Source organism: Saccharopolyspora sp. NPDC049357 (assembly GCF_040677225.1).
Taxonomy (GTDB): Bacteria; Actinomycetota; Actinomycetes; order Mycobacteriales; family Pseudonocardiaceae; genus Saccharopolyspora.
Window position 1 is genome coordinate 99,163 of record NZ_JBFAQJ010000020.1, and the last position, 18,966, is coordinate 118,128.

Below are 18,966 nucleotides of genomic sequence, written 5' to 3' on the forward strand. Positions count from 1 at the left end.
CGGGTCCCGGATTTCAGTGGAAGTCGGGTCCCGGATTTCAGTGGAAGTCGGGAACCGGACTTCAGTGGAAATCAGGTTCCGGACTTCAGTGGAAATCCGTCACCACCGGTGAGTCGGCGGGTCAGCGACCGGTGAAGTTCGGGGTCCGCTTCTCGACGAAGGCGGCGACGGCTTCCTTGTGGTCGGCGGTGAGGCCGGCCTCGTTCTGGGCGCCCGCCTCGACGGCCAGCGCTTCGTCGAGGGCCTCGGCGGAGGCGGCCTGGACGGCCTCCTTGATCCGCGCGTAGGCGAAGGTCGGGCCCGCAGCCATCCGGGTCGCCAGCTCCATCGCGACGGCCAGCGCGTCGTCGACCACCTGGTTGACCATGCCGATGCGCAGCGCCTCGTCGGCGGGCACCGGCTGGGCCAGCAGCAGCATCTCCATCGCCCGGCCGTAGCCGATCAGCCGGGGCAGCGTCCAGGACGCGCCGGAGTCGGTCGACAGGCCGACGTTGGCGAAGGCCATCAGGAACTTCGAGCCGGTCGCGGCGATCCGCAGGTCGCTGGCGTAGGCCAGCGACGCGCCCGCGCCCGCGGCGGTGCCGTTCACGGCGGCGATCACGGGCTTGGGCATGGTCGCCAGCGCCTTGGTGATCGGGTTGTAGTGCTCCTCGACGGTCTTCAGCGGGCTCGGGTCGCCGGTGGACAGGAGCTCGATGTGCTCCTTGAGGTCCTGTCCCGCGCAGAACGCCTTGCCCGAGCCGGTGATCACCAGGGCTCGCACCGAGTCGTCCGCCGCGGCCTCGCGCAGGGCCGTCAGCAGCGCCTGCTTGAGCTCGATGTTGAGCGAGTTGAACGACTCAGGGCGGTTCAACGTGAGCAGCCGCACACCCGCGGTGTCCTCGGTCAGCAGTACGTCGGTCACTCCAAGCTCCTTGCCTTGACGTCCGTTGTGGCGGGTCGCGCGAGCACTTCCACTGTGGACCGCGCGGCCGGCGCGCCGTCCCGGGTGGACGGTGTCCCCGCTGGTCGACGGGATGGCCGCCGCGAGATCGGTGACACGCCGGAGCGAAACGACTCCTCACGGTGATCGCGGAGGCCTCCCGCGATGTGCCGAACGGCGTCGAAACACCCCACACGAACGGTGAGTCTGCCAGCCGTCGGCGATATTCGACCAGCGCACGGGCGACACGAGTTGATCGGTTCGGTTTCGTCCATGCCTCGGGATAGGGGAGAATGGACGTGGACCCGAACTGGTTGTGGCGACCAGCGGGGGAAGATTTCACGGAGGGAGCACGCTATGGCGGCCATGAAGCCCCGGACCGGTGACGGTCCCCTCGAGGTGACTAAGGAGGGACGCGGCATCGTGATGCGCGTTCCGCTTGAGGGTGGTGGGCGGCTCGTCGTCGAGATGTCGGTCGAGGAGGCCAAGAACCTGGGCGACGCCCTGGAGTCGGCTACCGGCTGAGGCCGCCAGGCGGCCCGGGACGCGCTGCCGGCCGGACCCGGTCACGGCGCCTCCCGGCCGAGGCGACAACTCATGATCACGTCGACGAGTGGTGAGAACGCTTCGCCGCTGTCGGGCCCCGGTGCCGAGCGCGGTGCCGGGGCTCTCGTCGGCCCCAGTTCGAGTTCGCACGGCCCGGCCCGTGCAGGAAGGTCTACTCGTGCCAGGTTCCTCCGTGTTCCGTTCCGCCCAGCCCGCCCGCGGGGTGGAGCCCGAGCTGCCCGTGATCCCGACCGCTCTGGTCGAAGTGGACGTGGTGCAGCGGTGGCGGGACGGAGTTCCTGGCGCGACGGCGGTCCTCGACGGCGAGGCCGGCCCGGACCTGGCCGCTGCGGCCGAACCGTTCTCTGTGGACGCCGAGGTGCTCACCGCGATCGGCGCCTCGGCGTCGGCCGGTGACGCGAAGGCGTTCCCGCTGCGCTCCGGCGGCACCGGCTGGGTCGTCGGCGTGCGTTCCGGCGAGCCGGCGAAGTGGCGCACCGCTGGTGCGGCGCTGGCCCGCTCGGTGCGCGATCGCCTCTCCAGCGCTGTCGACGCCGACTCCGAGCCCGGCGATCTCGGCGACGCGTCCGACGCCGACTACCTGCAGGTCCGGCTGCCCGATGACGCCGGCGAGGAGCTGGTCGGCGAACTGACCCTCGGCCTGGCGCTCGGCGGTTACCGGTTCAAGGTGACCGCTGATCCCGCCCCGCCGCGCCTGCGCAAGGTCCTGCTGGTCGCGCCGGAGGGCGCCGACGTCGACGCGCTGCGCGAAGCGGTGCGCCGCGCGCGCGAACTGGCGGCGGCCACCGCGCTGGCCCGCGACCTCGCCAACGCTCCGTCCAACGTCAAGGACCCCGCCTGGTTCACCGGGCTGGCCGCTGAGCTCGCGGGTCCGGTCCCGAACCTGACCGCGACCGTGCGGGACGAGAAGTGGCTGACCGACAACGGTTTCGGCGGCATCCTCGCGGTCGGCGGCGGTTCCTCGCGCCCGCCGCGACTGCTCCAGCTCGACTACCGGCCGCAGGACGCGACCGGGCCGCACCTGGTGCTGGTCGGCAAGGGCATCACCTTCGACACCGGCGGCATCTCGCTCAAGCCCGCCGACGGCATGCACCTGATGCGCACCGACATGTCGGGTGGCGCGGCGGTCATCGGCGCGCTGCTGGCGATCGCCCGGCTCGGCCTGCCGGTGAAGGTGACCGGTCTGGTGCCCTCCGCCGAGAACCACGTCTCCGGGTCCGCCTACCGGCCGGGTGACGTCGTGCGGCACTACGGCGGGAAGACCACCGAGGTCGGCAACACCGACGCCGAGGGGCGGATGGTGCTGGCCGATGCCATGGCCTACGCCGTCGACAAGCTCCAGCCCGATCTGCTGGTGGACGTCGCGACCCTGACCGGGGCGATGAAGGTCGCGCTCGGGCTGCGCACCGGCGGCATGCTGGCCACCGACGACGAGCTGGCCGAGCGGATCACCGAGGCCGGCGCCCGGGTCGGCGAGACCTGGTGGCGGATGCCGCTGCTGGAGGACCACGCCGACGCCGTCGAGGGCTCGCTCTCCGATGTCAAGCAGACCCCGGCGGGTCCCGGTGGCATCACCGCCGCGCTGTTCCTGCGCGAGTTCACCAGCGGTACCCGCTGGGCGCACCTGGACATCGCGGGTCCCGCGCGGGCCGACAAGGACTACTCCGAGGTGACCGTCGGCGGCACCGGCTTCGCCGCTCGCACCCTCGCGGAGCTGGCCGCTTCGCTGGCCTGAGTCGCTCGCCACCGGTGATGACCGGCACGCTCGCGGGCGTCGGTGATCGTTGGTGTTTAACGTCTAAACCATGGTGTCGGCTGGACGTTTGCGGAGGATCCGGTTCGCGCTGCTGCTCGGCGCGCTGGCCCTGTTCGCCCTGCTCTACGCGCCGCAGCCGGTGCTGCCGCAGCTGGCGGACGAGTACGGCCTGAGCCCGGGTGCGGCCGCGCTGCTGGTGTCGGCCGCGACGCTCGGTCTGGCGGTTTCGGCCATCCCGCTGGGCACGCTGTCGGAGGCGATCGGCCGCCGCCGCACCATGATCACGACGTTGGTCATCGCCGAAGTCCTCGGCCTCCTGCTGCCGTGGGTGCACTCGTTCCCGCTGATGGTCGGGCTCCGGCTGGTGCAGGGCGCGGCCATCGCCGGGCTCGCCGCCGTCGCGACCGCCTACCTGGCGGACGAGACCGGCGGCGTGCGGCTCGGCACCACCGTCGGCCTCTACGTCGCGGGTACCACCATCGGCGGCATGACCGGCCGGCTGCTCGGCGGCATCGTCGGCGACTTCTGGGGCTGGTCCGGCGGTGTGCTGGCGGTCGCTCTGCTCGCCGCGGTGTGCACCGTCGCGTTCGTCGTCCTGCTCCCGTCCGAACTGCACCACCAGAGACAACCGCTGCGGTGGAAACCGCTGCTCGGCGGCCTGAGCGCGGCGCTGCGCGACCCCGGGCTCCACCCGCCGTACCTGGTCGCGGCGCTGGGCATGGGCAGCTTCGTGACGGTCTACAACGTCCTCGCCTTCCGCATCACGGCACCGCCGCTGCTGCTGCCCCCGGCGCTGGCCGCGCTGGCGTTCCTCGCCTACGCGGCGGGCACCGTCACCTCGGCGGTGGCCGGGCGCGCGGCCGATCGCTGGGGGCGCGTGCGGGTGCTGCTGAGCAGTCTCGCGGTCACCGTCGCCGGGCTCCTGCTGATGCTGCCGGACTCGGTGCCGGTGATCCTGGTCGGACTGGTGATCTTCACCGGAGGTTTCTTCGGCGCCCACTCGGTCGCGAACGGCTGGGTCGGGACCAGGGCCTCCAAGCAGGCCCGAGGCCAGGCGTCCGCCCTCTACCAGCTCGCCTACTACGGCGGCAGCAGCATCGGCGGAGTCCTCGGCGGCATCGCCTATGGCACCTGGGGCTGGTCAGGCATGACCCTCCTGCTCACGGCCTGGCTCGCCGTGGCCGGAATCGCAGTCCTGTTCTCCCGCCCCGGCCCCGCCCCACGCGGTTGACCCGATTTCAGTGGAAATCAGACCCGGATTTCCACTGAAGTCCGGTCTCGGACTTCCACTGAAATCGGGTCCCGGGTTTCCACTGAAGTCCGATCCCGGGTTTCCACTGAAATCGGGTCCGAGGGACGGGCGTGCCCCCTGGGCACGAAGGGGAACGCCTGGTCAGGTGGCGTCTGTGTCGTACGGGGGGCGTTCGCCCGGGGAGAGGGGGCGTTCGACCGGTTTGGGGGTGGCCGCTGGGGCGCTGCCGTTGGTGCTGGTGGAAGCGGCGCCGTTGAGGGGGGAGGAGTTCTTCTTGAACTCCTCGAACGGGTTCTCGCCGTCCAGGAGGTGCTTGGTCACCGCCGTGCGCGGGTTGAAGTTGCGGACGCTGCGGAGCTCGTCGAGCGGCTTCTTCAGCTCGTCGAACTCCGGGCCGATCTCCGAGCGGATCTGCTCGCGGGCACCGGTCGCGTACTCCTTGACCTGGCGGACCGCCTTGCCCAGCCACGCCGCGCCCTCGGGCAACCGCTCCGGGCCGAGCACGAACAACCCGACCAGCGCGAGGATCAGGATCTCGGGCCAGCCGACGCTATCGAACACCTCTCGACTCCTCTGGGATCCTCGTGGCTCGCGAACCGACGCCGAGCTGCCGACATCGCCAGCGTACCGACCGGGTGACAGCGGTCGAAGGGGGGAACTGGCGCAACTTCACGCCGTGTCCTCCCGGTGGCTCGCCGTTCACGCCTTCGTGATCGGTCATTTCAGCGTCACGTCGAGCACCAGCTCGCGGCCCTGCCGGACCACGGTCACGGGAACGCGGTCGCCGACCTGGTGCCGGTCCACTGCCACGATGAGTTCGTCGGCGCTACCGACCTTGCGGTCGCCGACCTTGATGATCACGTCGCCTTCGGCCATCCCGCCACCTGCGGCGGAACTGCCGTCCTGCACGTTCTGCACCTGAGCGCCGTCGGCCAGCCCGTCGCTGACGGACTTCACGTTGACGCCGAGGTCGGCGTGCCGGACGGTGCCGGTGCGGATGAGCTCCTGCGCGATGCGCCGGACGTCGTCGATCGGGATCGCGAACCCGAGTCCGATCGAGCCGCCCTCGCCGCCCGAACCGAGCGTGCGGATCGCGCTGTTGATGCCGACCACCGCGCCCGATCCGTCGACCAGCGCGCCACCGGAGTTGCCCGGGTTGATGGCGGCGTCGGTCTGGATGGCGTCGATGACCGCGTTGGTGTCGGTGCCCTCCCCGGCCAGCCGGACCGGCCGGTGCACCGAGCTGACGATGCCGGTGGTGACGGTGCCCGCCAGGCCCAGCGGCGAGCCGATCGCGATGACGTCGTCGCCGACCCGCAGCTCGTCCGAGTCGCCGAGCTGGGCGACGGTCGGGTTGGAGACCTCGACCTTGAGCACCGCGAGGTCGGTCTTGACGTCCCGGCCCACGACCCTCGCCGGGGCCCGGGTGCCGTCGTGGAAGACCGTCGAGACCTGCGCGTTCGGGGTGTCGGCGGCCATCGAGACGACGTGGTTGTTGGTGACCACGTAGCCGTTGCCGTCGATGACCACGCCCGAACCGGAACCGCCCTGCCCACCGATGCGGACCTCGATGGAGACCACCGCAGGAACCACGCGCTGGGCCACCTGGGACACCGCGCCGCGCGGCCGGTCACCGGAGCCCTGATCGACCTCGGCGAGCGTGACGTCCGGGTTGACCAGCGGGTTCCCCTCCTCGGCCGTGATCCGGCCGAGGAAACCGCCCACGAGGCCGACGAGCAGCGCGACCACGCCGAGGATCGCCAGAGCGCGCGGGTGCACACGATGGCCGAAGATCACTTCTCGGGCGCTGAGCAGCGGCCCCCGTTCGCGTTCGCCGTCGTCGTCGGGCTGCTCCTCGGACACCGCGGGCGGGCCGAGGATCGCGCCAGCCGTCGGGTCCCGCCACGGGTCCCGGTCGCCGGAGTTCCACAGCACCGGGTCGGGCTCGGTCTCCGCCGTCATGGGCTGCTCGCCCGGCGCGCGTTGCAGCGGGTCGCTGCTCTGCGGCGGGCGGCCGAACGCCTGCACCAGCGCATCCGGCGGGGGAGGGGCCTGTTCGATGCCGCGCGCGGGCAGACCGTGCTCGTGGGGATCGAAGCTGCCCGACACGCCATGAGGCCGGGCGAAGGCGTTGCGCTGCGACGGGTCGACCTCGGGCCGATCCAGGGGGCGCGGCTGGAGCCGATCGGGCGTGCGCCCGTTGCTGTCGTGGGACCGGGCGGGAGCGGAAGCGAATTGGTCCGCGGGCACGCCGCGGCTCGTCATGGCGCCGCCCTGCCACGGGTGCACCGGCTCTGCCCCCTGCTGACCTCGTGCAGGGCCGTCCCGGTGCTCGTCGGGACCCTGCGCGGGCGTTCCTGGCTGGTCGCTCATCGCTCCCCGGGCTGTCCGATCGGGCTCGTCGGTTCGAGTGGATCACACGGGCGCACGGCCCGCCTCACCGGCATGGTGCCGACGACCCCATCTTGCCCGCAGCTCGGTGAAGTCCGCGTGGAGTGGGCGCGAAATCGCCAGCCCGCTACTCGCTGGGCGGCGCGGTGGAGGCGACAGCCGGTGGGGCCGACGCGGGTGGTGCGGGTTGAACGGCTGCGACCTGCGGTTTCGGTGGCGCGGTCGAGCTCGCCGGGACGTTCTCCGACGGCAGCGCGGTGTTGCCCGCGGCCGGGATGACGGCGTTGGTGAAGGCACCACCGGGAAGCGGTACGGGAGCGCCCGGCAGCGGGTGCCCGTCCTCGTCGGTGATGGGCAGGTTCATGAACGCCAGAGCACCGAGCACCAGCCCGGAGAACACGACGCCGGCGCCCTGCTTGGTGCGCCGCGAGGCCCGCCGGTCGGCGGAGTCCTCAGGCGGGTCGTCGTAGGAGGTGACGCTGGTTCCCAGCGGCTGGTGCGAGCCGCCGAGCGGCGTGGACGACCCGAGCACCGGTCCGCTGCCGAAGCGCTTCAGGCGTTCCGGGCGGGACACGGTGACGAGCTGGCCGTCCTCGGTCAGAGCCAGGTTCTCGGGCTGTGCGGGGAGTTCGGCGCTGGAGGGGATGGCCTGCAGCGCCTGCAGGAGCTCCGGCGAGACCGACGGGGTGTCGGCCGCGCGGACCGCCGCGCGGGCCTGCCGCTGAGCGGCGGCGTCCGCCGTGCACGCGGGGCATCCGGCCAGGTGGGCCACCGCGCGGTCGTGGGCGCTCGGGCTGAGCTCACCGTCGACGAAAGCGACGAGAGCGTCCAGCGCGAGGTGCTGCTCGGGCAGCCCCCACCCCCGCAGAACCGTCATCCGTCAATCCTCCCGGCTTGTTCGCGACGCGCTTCGAGCGTGGACTTCAGCATCTGGCGCCCGCGGTGGATCCTGCTGCGCACGGTACCCAGCTTCACGCCCAGGGTGGTACCGATCTCCTCGTAGGAGAGGCCCTCGACGTCGCAGAGCACGATGGCCGCGCGGAACTCCGGCGGAAGCTGGTCCAGCGCCGCCTGCAGGTCGGGATCGAGGTGGGTGTCGTGGAAGACCTGCTCCGGCGTCGGACCGCCACCGGGCAACCGGTCGGTGTCCTCCGGCAGGCCCTCCATGCGCAGGCGAGACCTGCGGCGGGCCATGTCCAGGAACAGGTTGGTCGTGATCCGGTGCAGCCAGCCCTCGAACGTGCCCGGCTTGTAGGACGCCAGGGAGCGGAACACCCGGATGAACGTCTCCTGGGTGAGGTCCTCGGCGTCGTGCTGGTTTCCGGACAGGCGGTAGGCGAGCCGGTAGACCCGGTCCGCGTGCTGCCGAACCACTTCGTCCCAGCTGGGCGGGGTCCAGGCCGCTTCCTCCGCGCCGGGCGAGACGGTGCTCGGCGTAACGCTCTTCTCGTGGGACCGGTCGGTGCCGGGGGCCACGCTCATCGGCTGTGTTGCCATCGGGCGAAAAGCCACCTCCTGTGGGCTTGCATCTACCAGAACGACTGGGGCGGGAGCCTTGTTCCCGCGCCTCGTTCACCGGTGAGACGCCGATGGGTGTCGGTTTGTGACGGCCACTGTCGTCCTCCCTGGTGAAACCGGCATGAAAGCGGCCTGAGAAGGGCCTGAGAGTCTGGGTGAGGCTGCTCTCACCCGCTCGGCCCTGCACCGTTGATCACCCTGCGTGACGGAATGTCGCACATGGAAACGGCCGTCTAACGATGTCGTCCGGAAACATCATCTGCGGGCGGAACGCCGATAACCTTTCGCGTTGTGATACCCGAGAGGTCGGTGGCCCGCTACTCGATGAGCGGCGATGAGGTGGGTGAGCAGGCACGCGCCCGCCCGATCGGCGATGGTCCGCAGGGTCAGCCGGTCGGTGCGTCGTCGCTGCACGTGCTGCAGTTCCTCGCTGCCGCGCTGCGGGCCAAGGCCGTCGTCGAGATCGGCACGGGATCCGGCGAGAGCGCTCGCTGGCTGCTCCGCGGGATGGTGCCGGACGGCGTGCTGACCTCGATCGACGGCGATCCGGCCAACCACCGCACGGCCCGAGCCGCGTTGCGCGAGGAAGGCATCGCGCCCGCGCGCACGCGGTTGATCAACGGGCGCGCTGTGGAGATGCTGCCGCGCTTGACCGAAGGCGGCTACGACCTGGTGTCGGTCGGCGTCGCCAGCACCGACTACCCCGCTTACCTGGAGCTGGGCGCGCGGCTGCTGCGGCCCGGCGGGGTCATCGTGTTCGCCGGGGTCCAGCTCGGCGGCGAGCACGACAACCGCAGCGCGCTGGCCGCTGCCGTCCGCGCGCTGGTCAAAGCCGTGCAGGACGACGAGGACCTGGTCCCGGTGACGTTGCCGACCGGGCCAGGTCTCCTCGCCGTCGCGAAGCGCTGACGTCTCACTGCTCCAGGCTCCTCAGCGGTGGCGGAACCTCAGAGGTCCTCTGGCTCCGGGAGCCGCAACTCATGTTCCTGAGAAAGCGGCTGCCGCCGCTTTCTCAGGAAGGGAAGCCTAGGCCGGCGAGACCGACAGGAGCTTGCCCGCCAGGCCGCGGGCGCGGGTGCCGAGGCGCTTGGCGATGTCGCTGAGCGCCGCAGCCGCCGGGGAGTCCGGCTCCTGCAGCACCAGCGGCTCACCCGCGTCGCCGCACTCGCGCAGCCTCGGGTCCAGCGGGATCTGGCCCAGCAGCGGCACCTCGGTGCCCAGCGCGCGGCTCAGCGAGTCGGCCACGATCTGGCCGCCGCCGGAACCGAAGACCTCCATGCGCTGGCCGTCGGGCATCTCCATCCAGGACATGTTCTCCACGACGCCCGCCAGCCGCTGGCGGGTCTGCATGGCGATCGCACCGGCGCGCTCGGCGACCTCGGCGGCCGCCTGCTGCGGGGTGGTGACGACCAGGATCTCGGCGTTGGGGATCAGCTGGGCGGTGGACAGCGCGACGTCACCGGTGCCCGGCGGCAGGTCGAGCAGCAGCACGTCCAGGTCGCCCCAGAAGACGTCGGAGAGGAACTGCTGCAGCGCGCGGTGCAGCATCGGCCCGCGCCAGACCACCGGGGTGTTGCCCGGGGTGAACATGCCGATCGAGATGACCTTCACGCCGTGCGACTGCGGCGGCATGATCATCTTCTCGACCTGGGTGGGCTTGCCGCCGGCTCCCAGCATGCGCGGCACCGAGTGGCCGTAGATGTCGGCGTCGACGACGCCGACGGACAGGCCGCGGGCGGCCATCGAGGCGGCCAGGTTGACCGTGACGCTGGACTTGCCGACGCCGCCCTTGCCGGAGGCCACGCAGTACACGCGGGTCATCGAGCCCGGCTCGGCGAAGGGGATGCGCGGCTCCTCGGCGTCGCCGCGCAGGCTGCGGCGCAGCTCGGTGCGCTGCTCGTCGCTCATCACGTCGAGCTCGACCTGCACCGAGGACACGCCGTCGACGGCGGAGACCGCGTCGGTCACCCGCTGCGTGATCGTCTCGCGCATCGGGCAGCCCTGAACCGTCAGGTAGACCCCGACCTCGACCGCCCCGCCGTCGCCGATGGACACGCCCTTGACCATGCCCAGGTCGGTGATCGGCTTGCGGATCTCCGGGTCCTCGACCTTCGTGAGGGCCTGGCGGACGGCTTCCTCGGTCGGTGCGGACTGCGTACTGGTCACGGTTACCTCGACAAGCGTTGGTGAACGTGGTGGGGACGGGAACGAATCCCGCCGAACCAGAAAAGGGTCTCACACCCCCAATCGGCAATTCCCATGTTACGGACGAGTAGCCCGCGACGGCCAACACCATCGCCGCCGGTAGGACCGTCACCCGGTGTTCTCGGCCGGGGCGCTGCGGAGTCAAGGGGATGCGGACAGTAATATCCGTCACGTGGCCGAGACGGCTCTGGACCGATTACCGACTCGAAACGAACTGCTGGCGTACCGCAGTTTCCTGCGCGCGCACGCCCGGGTCACGCGCTGCCTGGAAGGCGATCTGATCGCCGAGCAAAGGCTGACGCTGGCCGCCTACGACGTGCTGGAAGCGCTGACCGAAGCGCCGGAGCAACGGCTCCGGATGACCGAACTAGCTGATGTCGTGCTGCTCTCCCGCTCAGGGGTGACCCGACTCGTCGACCGGCTCGAAAGGCTCGGACTCGTCCGCCGCGTGCGGGTCGACTCCGACGGGCGCGGCGTGCAGGCGGTGATCACCGAACGAGGTGAGGGACGGCTGCGGATGGCCGCGTCGACCCACCGGCACGGTGTCGCGCGCTACTTCCTCGACGCCGCCGACGGCGAGCTGGAGACCCTGGTGCGCGCCTGCGAACGCCTCGCGGACGGGGGTGTGCCCTCGCCTCCCGGTCAGCGTGCGCAAGCATGAGCGGGTGAACTCCCCGATCAAGGCGGTCGGCCTGGTGCGGTACGTGGACCAGCGGTTGCTGCTGGTGCGCTCCCAGGACCAGGTGGCCTTCTACCTGCCCGGCGGCACCATCGAACCCGGCGAGACCGAGCAGCACGCGCTGCACCGCGAGGTCGCCGAAGAGCTCGGCGTCGCCCTGCGCGAACCCGAGTTCTTCGCCCGCTACCGCACCGACGCGGTCGGTCGCGGCGACGGCGTCCAGGTCGATCTCGCCTGCTACACGGGCGCCGTCGACGGCGAACCGGTCGCCTCGGCGGAGATCGCCGAGCTCGGCTGGTTCACCCGCGCCGAGTACGCCGAGCACCGCGTCACGGCTCCGGCGATCGTCGAGCTCTTCGCCGATCTCGACTCCGGGCTATGACGTGTGCCCCCGGCCGGTGCGGGCCCTGCGCTTCTCCTGCGGGCTCTCCAGGCCGGGGATCTCCTCGCGGAGGCGGTCGAGCTCGCCGCGGATGTAGTCGCGGGTGGCGACCTCTCCGATGGCCAGCCGCAGCGCCGCGAGCTCGCGCGCCAGGTAGTCGGTGTCGGCCTTGGTCTGCTCCGCCCGCGCCCGGTCCTCCTCCAGCGAGACCCGGTCGCGGTCGTCCTGCCGGTTCTGGGCGAGCAGGATCAGCGGCGCCGCGTACGACGCCTGGGTGGAGAAGCACAGGTTCAGCAGGATGAACGGGTAGGGGTCCCAGGCGTATCCGACCGCGAGCAGGTTCACCGCGATCCAGCTGATCACCAGCACCGTCATCCAGAACAGGAACTTGCCGGTCCCCAGGAACCGGGCGATGCGCTCGGAGAACCGCCCGAACATCTCCGGGTCGAACGAGACGGTCAACCGCCTTTCGGCGCGGGGCTGGTCCAGCCGGCGGTGGGTGAGCAGCTCGGGCATCAGCGGGCCTCCTGGGACGTCGGCTCCTCCGGTTCCCGGTCGGGCAGGCCGCTCTGCCGCCATCCACCGGGGAGCAGGTGGTCGAGCAGGTCGTCGACGGTGACCGCGCCGATGAGGTGCTCCTCGTCGTCGAGCACCGGCCCGCACACCAGGTTGTAGGCGGCGAAGTAGCGGGTGAGCTCCGACAGCGGCGCCAGCGGCGGCAGACTCGCGAGGTCGGTGTCCAGCGCGCCGGCGACCAGCGTGGACGGCGGTTCGCGCAGCAGCCGCTGCAGGTGCACGCATCCCAGGTAGCGGCCGGTCGGGGTGGCGCTGGGCGCGCGGCAGACGAAGACCATGCTGGCCACCGCGATCGGCAGGTCCGGGTTGCGGGCCATCGCCAGGGCCTCGGCGATGGTGGCGTCCGGCGTGACCACGAGCGGTTCCGGCGTCATCAGCCCGCCCGCCGTGTCGGCGGAGAACTCCAGCAGGCGCTTGACCGGCTCGGACTCCTCCGGAGCCATCAGCTCCAGCAACCGGACCTTGTCGATCTCGGGCAGTTCGGCGAGCAGGTCGGCGGCGTCGTCGGGGTTCATCGCTTCGAGGACGTCGGCGGCGCGCTCGTCGTCGAGGTAGGCGAGCAGGTCCTTCTGATCGTCCTCGGGGAGCTCTTCCACGATGTCGGCCAGCCGCTCGTCGTCGAGCGCCTCGGCGACCTCGTAGCGCCGCTTGCTCGGCAGTTCGTGCAAGGTGCTCGCGACGTCGACCGCGCGCATGGTGTCGAACATCGACAGCAGCTGCTGCACGCCCTGCGGGCTGCCGGTGACCTCGGCGAACTCCAGGCCCTCCACCTGGTCCCAGTCCAGCACCCTCGTCGGTCCGCGGCGCCCCAGCCTGCCGGTGCGCTCGCGGACCGCGAGCTTGGTCAGCTGCCAGTCGCGGGTGCGGGTCTGCTCCAGCGCGGAGTCGACCAGCACCGCCGAGGCCGACTCGATGCGCACCTGGGCGTCGAGCAGCTCGCCGAGCACCAGCATCTCGTTGGGGCGCTTGGTGAAGGCCCGCAGGTTCACCGAGCCGGTGGTGAGGGTGACCGCGGCGGCCTCGATGCGGGTGACCCGCAGCATCGGCACGAAGATCCGCCGCCGGGTGGGCAGTTCCACGACCAGCCCGAGGACGCGCGGCGGTTGCCGCCGGACGCTGAGCGCGGCGACCACGTCGCGGACCCGCCCGATGGGTTCGCCGTCCGGACCGAACACGGACAGTCCCGCCATCCGGGCGGCGAAGACCCTGGTTACGGCCACCATGTCGATCAGGCTAGGCACAACCGGCCCGGCCCGCCGGACGGCGTGATAGACACCTGGCATGAGCATGGTGGAAGGTGCGCGGCGCAGCTGCCTGGCGGTGCCGGGGTCGAGCGCGAAGATGATCGACAAGGCTCGCGGGCTGGCGGTCGACCAGTTCTTCCTCGACCTGGAGGACGCGGTCGCCCCGCTGGCCAAGGCGGAGGCGCGGGACCGGATCGTCGGCGCGCTCAACGAGGGCGGCTGGGACGGCAAGATCCGTTCGGTGCGGGTCAACGCGCTGGACACCGAGTGGACCTACCGCGACGTGGTGACCGTCGTCGAGGGCGCCGGTGCCGAGCTGGACTCGATCATCCTGCCGAAGGTCTCCACGCCTGATCACGTGCGCTGGCTGGACCTGACGCTGTCGCAGATCGAGCGCGCCACGGGCCTGGAGCCCGGACGCATCGGCATCGAGCCGCAGATCGAGGACGCGCGCGGGCTCGTCGAGATCGACGCCATCGCCACCGCATCGCCCCGGGTGGCCGCGCTCATCTACGGGCCGGCCGACTTCATGGCCTCGATCAACATGCGGTCGCTGGTCGTCGGGCACCAGCCGCCCGGTTACGACGTGGGCGACGCCTACCACTACGCGCTGTTCCGCATCCTCACCGCGGCGCGCGCGGCCGACGTGCAGGCCATCGACGGGCCGTACCTGCAGATCAAGGACGTCGACGGGTTGCGCGCGGTCGGCGGTCGTTCCGCCGCGCTCGGCTTCGACGGCAAGTGGGTGCTGCACCCGGCCCAGGTCGACGCGGTCAACGAGCTCTTCTCGCCGCGCCAGGAGGACTACGACCACGCCGAGAACATCCTCGACGCCTACGAGTGGCACACCTCCGCCGCGGGCGGCAAGCGCGGTGCGGCGATGCTCGGCGACGAGATGATCGACGAGGCCTCCCGCAAGATGGCGCTGGTCATCTCGGGCAAGGGACGTGCCGCGGGAATGTCGCGCACCGACCGCTGGACTCCGCCGGAGGAGTGACTCCTTCACCGCGATTCCGCTGCGGTGACCTGATTTCAGTGGAAATCCGTCCCCTGATCTCCACTGAAATCGGGGGTCCCGCTCTGGATTCCGGCCAAATTCCCGGCCCAATCGCGGTACGTTCGTGATCGTGGACGACGGGGACGAGCTGCGCCTGGCGCTCGCCATGCGCGGCGGCGCGAGCATGGCGGTGTGGATCGGCGGAGCCGTCGCCGAGATCAACGAGCTCCGCGAATCGTTGGACGGCACCGGGGATTCCGAGCACCCGTGGGCCGCGCTGGCGCGGCTGGCCGGATACCGGTCGGTGAGCGTCGACGTGCTCGCCGGGGCCTCGGCCGGTGGCCTCAACGCCGCGCTGATGTCGGCGACGCTGGTCTGCGGGATGCCGTTCGAGCGGATGCGGCGGACGTGGATCCGGCTGGCCGACCTGGAGGCGATGGCCCGGCCGGTGCCGAAGTTCTGGCAGCGCGGACCCGCCTCGCTGTTGGAAGGTGACGACTACTTCCGCGCCGAGCTCGCCCGCGTCATCCGCGACAACGCCCCACCCGCCGAGCAGCAGCCGGGTCGCCGCGCCGACATGCTGCTCACCGCCACCTTGCTGGATCCGCTGGTGGAGCGGCACCACGACGCCCGCATAGGACCGATGCCGCTGGAGCGGCGGGCCGCCCGGCTGACCTTCCACCACGAAGGCCGTGCGGGGGACCCGCTCTCGGACTTCGGCGACCTCGACGACACCGCGCTGCGCCTCGCGCACGCCGCGCGCGCCACCTCGTCGTTCCCGTTCGCCTTCGAACCCGCGAAGGTGCGCTCCGGGCCGGGCGAACCCCCGGTCGGTGAACCGAACATGCTGGGCCTGTTCTCCGAAACCAGCACGGGCACAACGCCGTTCCGGGTGATCGACGGCGGGGTGCTGGACAACATCCCGGTCACCGCCGCGATCGAGGCGATCGCCCAGGCCCCGGCCGACCGGCCCACCCGGCGCTTCCTGCTCTACCTCAACCCCGATCCGGTGGTCTCGCGCGGGCAGCGGCCCGGTTCGGGGCGCGCGGTGCCGGTGGCGGTGGCGGCGCTGCGCAGCCGGTTCACCCAGGAATCCCTGCTGTCGGACCTCGACGAGCTCGCCGAGCACAACCGGGCGGTGGACGGGAACGCGTTGCGCCGCAAGGCCTTGTTCGCCCCGGTGCGCGAACAACCCGAGCGGTTGGCCGAGCACGTCGCGTTCGTGGCGGCCGATCACGCGGTGGTGCGCGCGGAACTCGACGCGCAGGCGGTGCACGCGCTGCTGACCGACCCCTCGGGTTCGGAGGACGGCACGCTGCTGCCGCCGGTGATCGGCGACCCGCTCGCGGAGTGGTCGGCGCGCGCCCGCGACCTGCTCCCCGACCGGCTCGCGGCGCTGGCCAGGCAAGCCGGTCCCGAGATCTTCGACGACGCGCACGGGCTGCGCACCGCTGTGCAGGAGTGCCTGGGCTGGGCCTGGGACATCGAACGATCCGCGCAGGTCGGTGCCTGCAAGGCGCAGCTGTACCGGCTGCGGGCCTTCGCCGGGGTGCTGGCCGGTCACGCCGACCGCTACTGGATCAACGGCGCGCAGCTGGAACCGATCGTGGAGACCGCCGAGCTGGACGACTGGATCCGCAGGGTGCAGCGCCGCCGCGAACGCCTGCAGCACCGGCTGCCCTCGCCGATCGAGCCGCTGCTGGGAGCCGTGCTGCGCGCGGTCTCCGACGGCGACGGGTTCCAGCAGGCGCTGGCCGAGTTCGCCGCCGAACTCCAGTCCATGGTGGAGTCCTCGGGAGCGGACGCGGCCCCGGACGCCGACGGGGTGGACGCGGTGGCGCGGGCCAGGGAGGTGCTGCACGGCATCGCCGACCGGCTGGCCGAAGCGGCTCCGGCCAGGCCGGAACCCGTTGCGGCCGAACAGGTCGGCTACGCGCTGCTGGAGACCACCGGACGCCGTCCCGAGGTGCTGCGGCAGCTCGTCGTGCTGACCGCGCCGCTGGACGTCGGCCGCGCGCCGACCACGCGCATCGACCTGCTCCGCGTGGTCAGCGACGAGCACACCCCGCTGCCGTTCACCGCGCTTCGCCGCGACGGCGCGCTGCGCATCGAGGACAAGATCCGCGGCCTCGACCTCGGCAGCTTCGGCGCGTTCCTGTCGGCGAAGTGGCGCGCCAACGACTGGATGTGGGGCCGGATGGACGCCGCCGCCACGCTCGTCGGCGTGCTCGCCGACCCGCAGCGCCTGGTGCGGCACGGCGATCCCGAGCGGCTCAGCGAGGCGCTGCGGGCCGTCGTCAGCAGTCCGACCGAGGCCGAACTCGGTGCGCTCGACGAAACCCGGGCCGAGCGGTGGCGCGGGTTCCTCGCGGAGGTGTGGGCGCGCCACGCGGGCGAGGTCCGCGCCGAGCTCGACGCGATGTTCGCCGCGCCTGACGACCAGCACCCGCTGACCGAGACCCGCGGGCTGCTCACCGAGCGTCTGCAGTGGACGATCGCGGCGGTGGAGGTCCCGCACGTCGAGTCGGTGCCGACAGGTGCTGCCCCGGACGGCGGTGCCGAACCGGTGGTGCCGCGACCGGACGAGCTGTCCCGCTCGGTGGAGAGCTTCGACGTCGGCCGCCAGCGGGTCCGCGACCTGGGCGAGACGCGCCTGCTGTCGCTGGCCACCCGCTTCGGCCTGCTCGGCTACCGGGCGGCCCAGCCGTCCGGGGGCGGTGTCCTGCGGTTCCTGGGTCGCGCGGCGATGGCGCTGGTCAAGCCGCTGCTGATGCTCGCCGCGTTCGCGGTCGCCGCGCCGAGGCGAGCGGCGCTGCTCGGCTTCGTCACGGCCTTCGCCCTGACGCTCACCGCGGGTGGCGCGATGTTCGAGCTCGAACTGGGGCCCGCAACGCTCCTCCCGGGTGACTGCCCGCCGAGGGCGCTGTGCGCGGTGCAGTCGCAGACGCAGACCAGCGGGTCGGCGTTGATCGACTTCTCCGGTGCCGACGTCGGCGATGCGGCTCCGTTGGCCGCGCTGTTCGTGCTGGGGTTCGCGATCTGGGTCGGCCGCTGCTTCACCCGATCCTTCGGGAGCGGACTGGCGCGCTGGGCACCGGCGCTGGTGGTCTGCGCACTCCTGGTCGCCGCGGCACTCGGCGCGCACAGCACCGGGCTGCGCCTCGGCCCGCTCGGGGTCGTGCTGGTCGCGACCGTCCTGACCTGGTTCGCCGCGGTGGCCTACCGGCTGCCCGCCAGGATCGGCGCGACGGTCCTGACCCCGCTGGTCTCGCTGGGCGTGCTGTGGCTCGTCCTCGCGGAGCGATCGGACCTCGGCACCTGGCTGAGTCTCACCGCGCTGGCCCTGGCCTACGCCCACGTCCTCCACGCGAGCACCGTCGACGTCCTCAAACCCCGCCCCAGGCCGACCGCCGCAGATCCGGCCACACCCCGCCGAGAACCCGGCGCCGACCCCGCTCCGCGCACTTGACGCAGGTCAGCAGCCCGATCGTCGCCTGACAGGACCGACCACACCCGAGGGGAGCCTCCGACCCTTCACCCGAGCGGGGTGGGTATCGGGTGCGCATCAGTGCGGGGGCGTTCATGATCTCGGGGGGATACTGCGAGGTAGCCTGGTCGTAGGGGCGGTTTGTCCCGGGATTTGCAGTTCAACGGAGGTGTCAGCGGTGTCCAACCCCTTTACCGGCGCGAGCCGGCCGGCGCCGGGCACACCCAACCTGCCCACGCCACCCACCGGCTGGCCGATCGGTTCCTACGGCAAGTACGAAGAAGCGCAGCGGGCCGTCGACCACCTGGCCGACAGCGACTTCCCCGTCCAGGAGGTCACCATCGTCGGCGTCGACCTGATGCTGGTCGAGCGCGTGACCGGCAGGCTGACCTGGGGACGCGTGCTCGGTGGTGGGGCAGCCTCGGGCGCCTGGTTCGGCCTGTTCGTCGGCCTGATCATGGGCATGTTCACCCCGCAGGGAAGCTGGATCGCCCCGGTGCTGGCAGGTCTCGGCGCCGGCATCGTGTTCGGCCTGGTCTTCGCCGCCGTCGGCTACGCCTCCACGCGCGGCCGCCGGGACTTCTCCTCGGCCAGCCAGCTCGTCGCAGGGCGTTACGACGTCCTCGCCCAGCCGAAGCACGCCGAGCAGGGGCGGGATCTTCTCGCCAAACTCGCCATGCGCCCGCCGGCTTCGTAGGTCGCACCTCGGCTGCTTCGCGGTGCGGGTTCACTGGGGTGAACTCAGTGGAAGTCGGGCGGCGTGCGGGAGGCCTGTGGCAGGGGGTCGTGCGGACAGGACGCAGGAACCTGACCAACGAACCCCCACCACAAGATCGCCCCCCACACAAGGCCAGGACCAATGCCGCCGCGAGCCGGATTCGAATTTCGCGCGAAATTCGAACGGCAAAGTCTCGACTCGAATTTCGCGCGAAATTCGAAATAAAACGCCCGGAGCGAAACCGCCGAGTTAAAACCCCCGCGCTCCGAAAA

At 71.5% G+C, this 18,966-nt stretch carries 17 protein-coding genes; 9 read left to right on the forward strand and 8 right to left on the reverse strand.

The genetic code is table 11. The annotated features are described in order from the left end of the window. Positions 1-121: 121 nt before the first annotated feature. Positions 122-904 (reverse strand): enoyl-CoA hydratase-related protein, encoded by a 783-nt coding sequence (locus tag AB0J91_RS18540; RefSeq protein ID WP_363789512.1) that lies wholly within the window; start codon positions 902-904, stop codon positions 122-124. Positions 905-1,279: 375 nt separating this feature from the next. On the opposite strand from AB0J91_RS18540, the gene AB0J91_RS18545 reads away from it, so the two are divergent. From AB0J91_RS18545 to AB0J91_RS18555, 3 genes are all read left to right on the forward strand, one after another. Next, positions 1,280-1,447, forward strand: a complete 168-nt coding sequence (locus AB0J91_RS18545; protein ID WP_009949794.1) for a DUF3117 domain-containing protein — start codon at positions 1,280-1,282, stop codon at positions 1,445-1,447. Between the two features lie 214 nt (positions 1,448-1,661). Then, positions 1,662-3,224 (forward strand): leucyl aminopeptidase family protein, encoded by a 1,563-nt coding sequence (locus AB0J91_RS18550; protein ID WP_363870228.1) that lies wholly within the window; start codon positions 1,662-1,664, stop codon positions 3,222-3,224. A 70-nt stretch (positions 3,225-3,294) separates the two neighbouring features. Then, positions 3,295-4,476, forward strand: coding sequence for an MFS transporter (locus tag AB0J91_RS18555; RefSeq protein ID WP_363870231.1), 1,182 nt, complete (start codon positions 3,295-3,297; stop codon positions 4,474-4,476). Between the two features lie 162 nt (positions 4,477-4,638). On the opposite strand, the gene tatB is transcribed toward AB0J91_RS18555, so the two are convergent. The 4 genes from tatB to sigE all read right to left on the reverse strand — a co-directional run bounded on the left by tatB (position 4,639) and on the right by sigE (position 8,385). Further along, entirely contained in the window at positions 4,639-5,058 is a 420-nt protein-coding gene (gene tatB, locus AB0J91_RS18560; RefSeq protein WP_363870234.1) for a Sec-independent protein translocase protein TatB, read from the reverse strand. A 156-nt stretch (positions 5,059-5,214) separates the two neighbouring features. Beyond that, positions 5,215-6,870 (reverse strand): trypsin-like peptidase domain-containing protein, encoded by a 1,656-nt coding sequence (locus AB0J91_RS18565; protein WP_363870237.1) that lies wholly within the window; start codon positions 6,868-6,870, stop codon positions 5,215-5,217. A gap of 145 nt (positions 6,871-7,015) precedes the next feature. Next, positions 7,016-7,765, reverse strand: a complete 750-nt coding sequence (locus AB0J91_RS18570) for a zf-HC2 domain-containing protein (protein WP_363870240.1) — start codon at positions 7,763-7,765, stop codon at positions 7,016-7,018. Further along, complete coding sequence (gene sigE, locus AB0J91_RS18575; RefSeq protein ID WP_235875309.1) at positions 7,762-8,385, reverse strand: RNA polymerase sigma factor SigE; 624 nt, start codon at positions 8,383-8,385, stop codon at positions 7,762-7,764. Before sigE ends, AB0J91_RS18570 begins: the two co-directional genes overlap by 4 nt. A gap of 312 nt (positions 8,386-8,697) precedes the next feature. On the opposite strand from sigE, the gene AB0J91_RS18580 reads away from it, so the two are divergent. Continuing rightward, positions 8,698-9,315, forward strand: coding sequence for a class I SAM-dependent methyltransferase (locus AB0J91_RS18580; RefSeq protein ID WP_363870243.1), 618 nt, complete (start codon positions 8,698-8,700; stop codon positions 9,313-9,315). 117 nt (positions 9,316-9,432) lie between these two features. Here the strand turns inward: AB0J91_RS18580 and AB0J91_RS18585 are convergent, their stop codons facing one another. Further along, positions 9,433-10,572 carry an Mrp/NBP35 family ATP-binding protein gene (locus AB0J91_RS18585; protein WP_363789519.1) on the reverse strand — a complete coding sequence of 380 codons (1,140 nt, stop codon included), beginning with the start codon at positions 10,570-10,572 and terminating at the stop codon, positions 9,433-9,435. Positions 10,573-10,783: 211 nt separating this feature from the next. Here AB0J91_RS18585 and AB0J91_RS18590 point away from each other — a divergent pair, with 211 nt between their 5' ends. Both AB0J91_RS18590 and AB0J91_RS18595 read left to right on the forward strand, forming a co-directional pair. Continuing rightward, positions 10,784-11,272: a MarR family transcriptional regulator gene (locus AB0J91_RS18590; protein ID WP_363789520.1), complete on the forward strand. Its 489-nt coding sequence runs from the start codon at positions 10,784-10,786 to the stop codon at positions 11,270-11,272. A 4-nt stretch (positions 11,273-11,276) separates the two neighbouring features. Beyond that, positions 11,277-11,672, forward strand: a complete 396-nt coding sequence (locus AB0J91_RS18595) for an NUDIX domain-containing protein (RefSeq protein WP_363870246.1) — start codon at positions 11,277-11,279, stop codon at positions 11,670-11,672. On the opposite strand, the gene AB0J91_RS18600 is transcribed toward AB0J91_RS18595, so the two are convergent. After that, positions 11,667-12,188, reverse strand: coding sequence for a DUF1003 domain-containing protein (locus tag AB0J91_RS18600; RefSeq protein ID WP_363870249.1), 522 nt, complete (start codon positions 12,186-12,188; stop codon positions 11,667-11,669). The two genes, AB0J91_RS18595 and AB0J91_RS18600, sit on opposite strands and share 6 nt — an antisense overlap. Next, on the reverse strand, positions 12,188-13,471 hold the full coding sequence (locus AB0J91_RS18605) for a CBS domain-containing protein (protein ID WP_363789523.1): 1,284 nt from the start codon (positions 13,469-13,471) through the stop codon (positions 12,188-12,190). The genes AB0J91_RS18600 and AB0J91_RS18605 overlap by 1 nt, the downstream gene beginning before the upstream one ends. Positions 13,472-13,529: 58 nt before the next feature. Here AB0J91_RS18605 and AB0J91_RS18610 point away from each other — a divergent pair, with 58 nt between their 5' ends. From AB0J91_RS18610 to AB0J91_RS18620, 3 genes are all read left to right on the forward strand, one after another. Continuing rightward, positions 13,530-14,489, forward strand: a complete 960-nt coding sequence (locus tag AB0J91_RS18610; protein WP_363870252.1) for a CoA ester lyase — start codon at positions 13,530-13,532, stop codon at positions 14,487-14,489. Positions 14,490-14,619: 130 nt separating this feature from the next. Next, a complete protein-coding gene (locus AB0J91_RS18615; protein ID WP_363870255.1) occupies positions 14,620-17,958 on the forward strand; it encodes a patatin-like protein in 3,339 nt (1,112 codons plus the stop codon). A gap of 196 nt (positions 17,959-18,154) precedes the next feature. Further along, a complete protein-coding gene (locus AB0J91_RS18620) occupies positions 18,155-18,673 on the forward strand; it encodes a general stress protein (RefSeq protein ID WP_132685604.1) in 519 nt (172 codons plus the stop codon). The last annotated feature ends 293 nt before the right edge of the window (positions 18,674-18,966 follow it).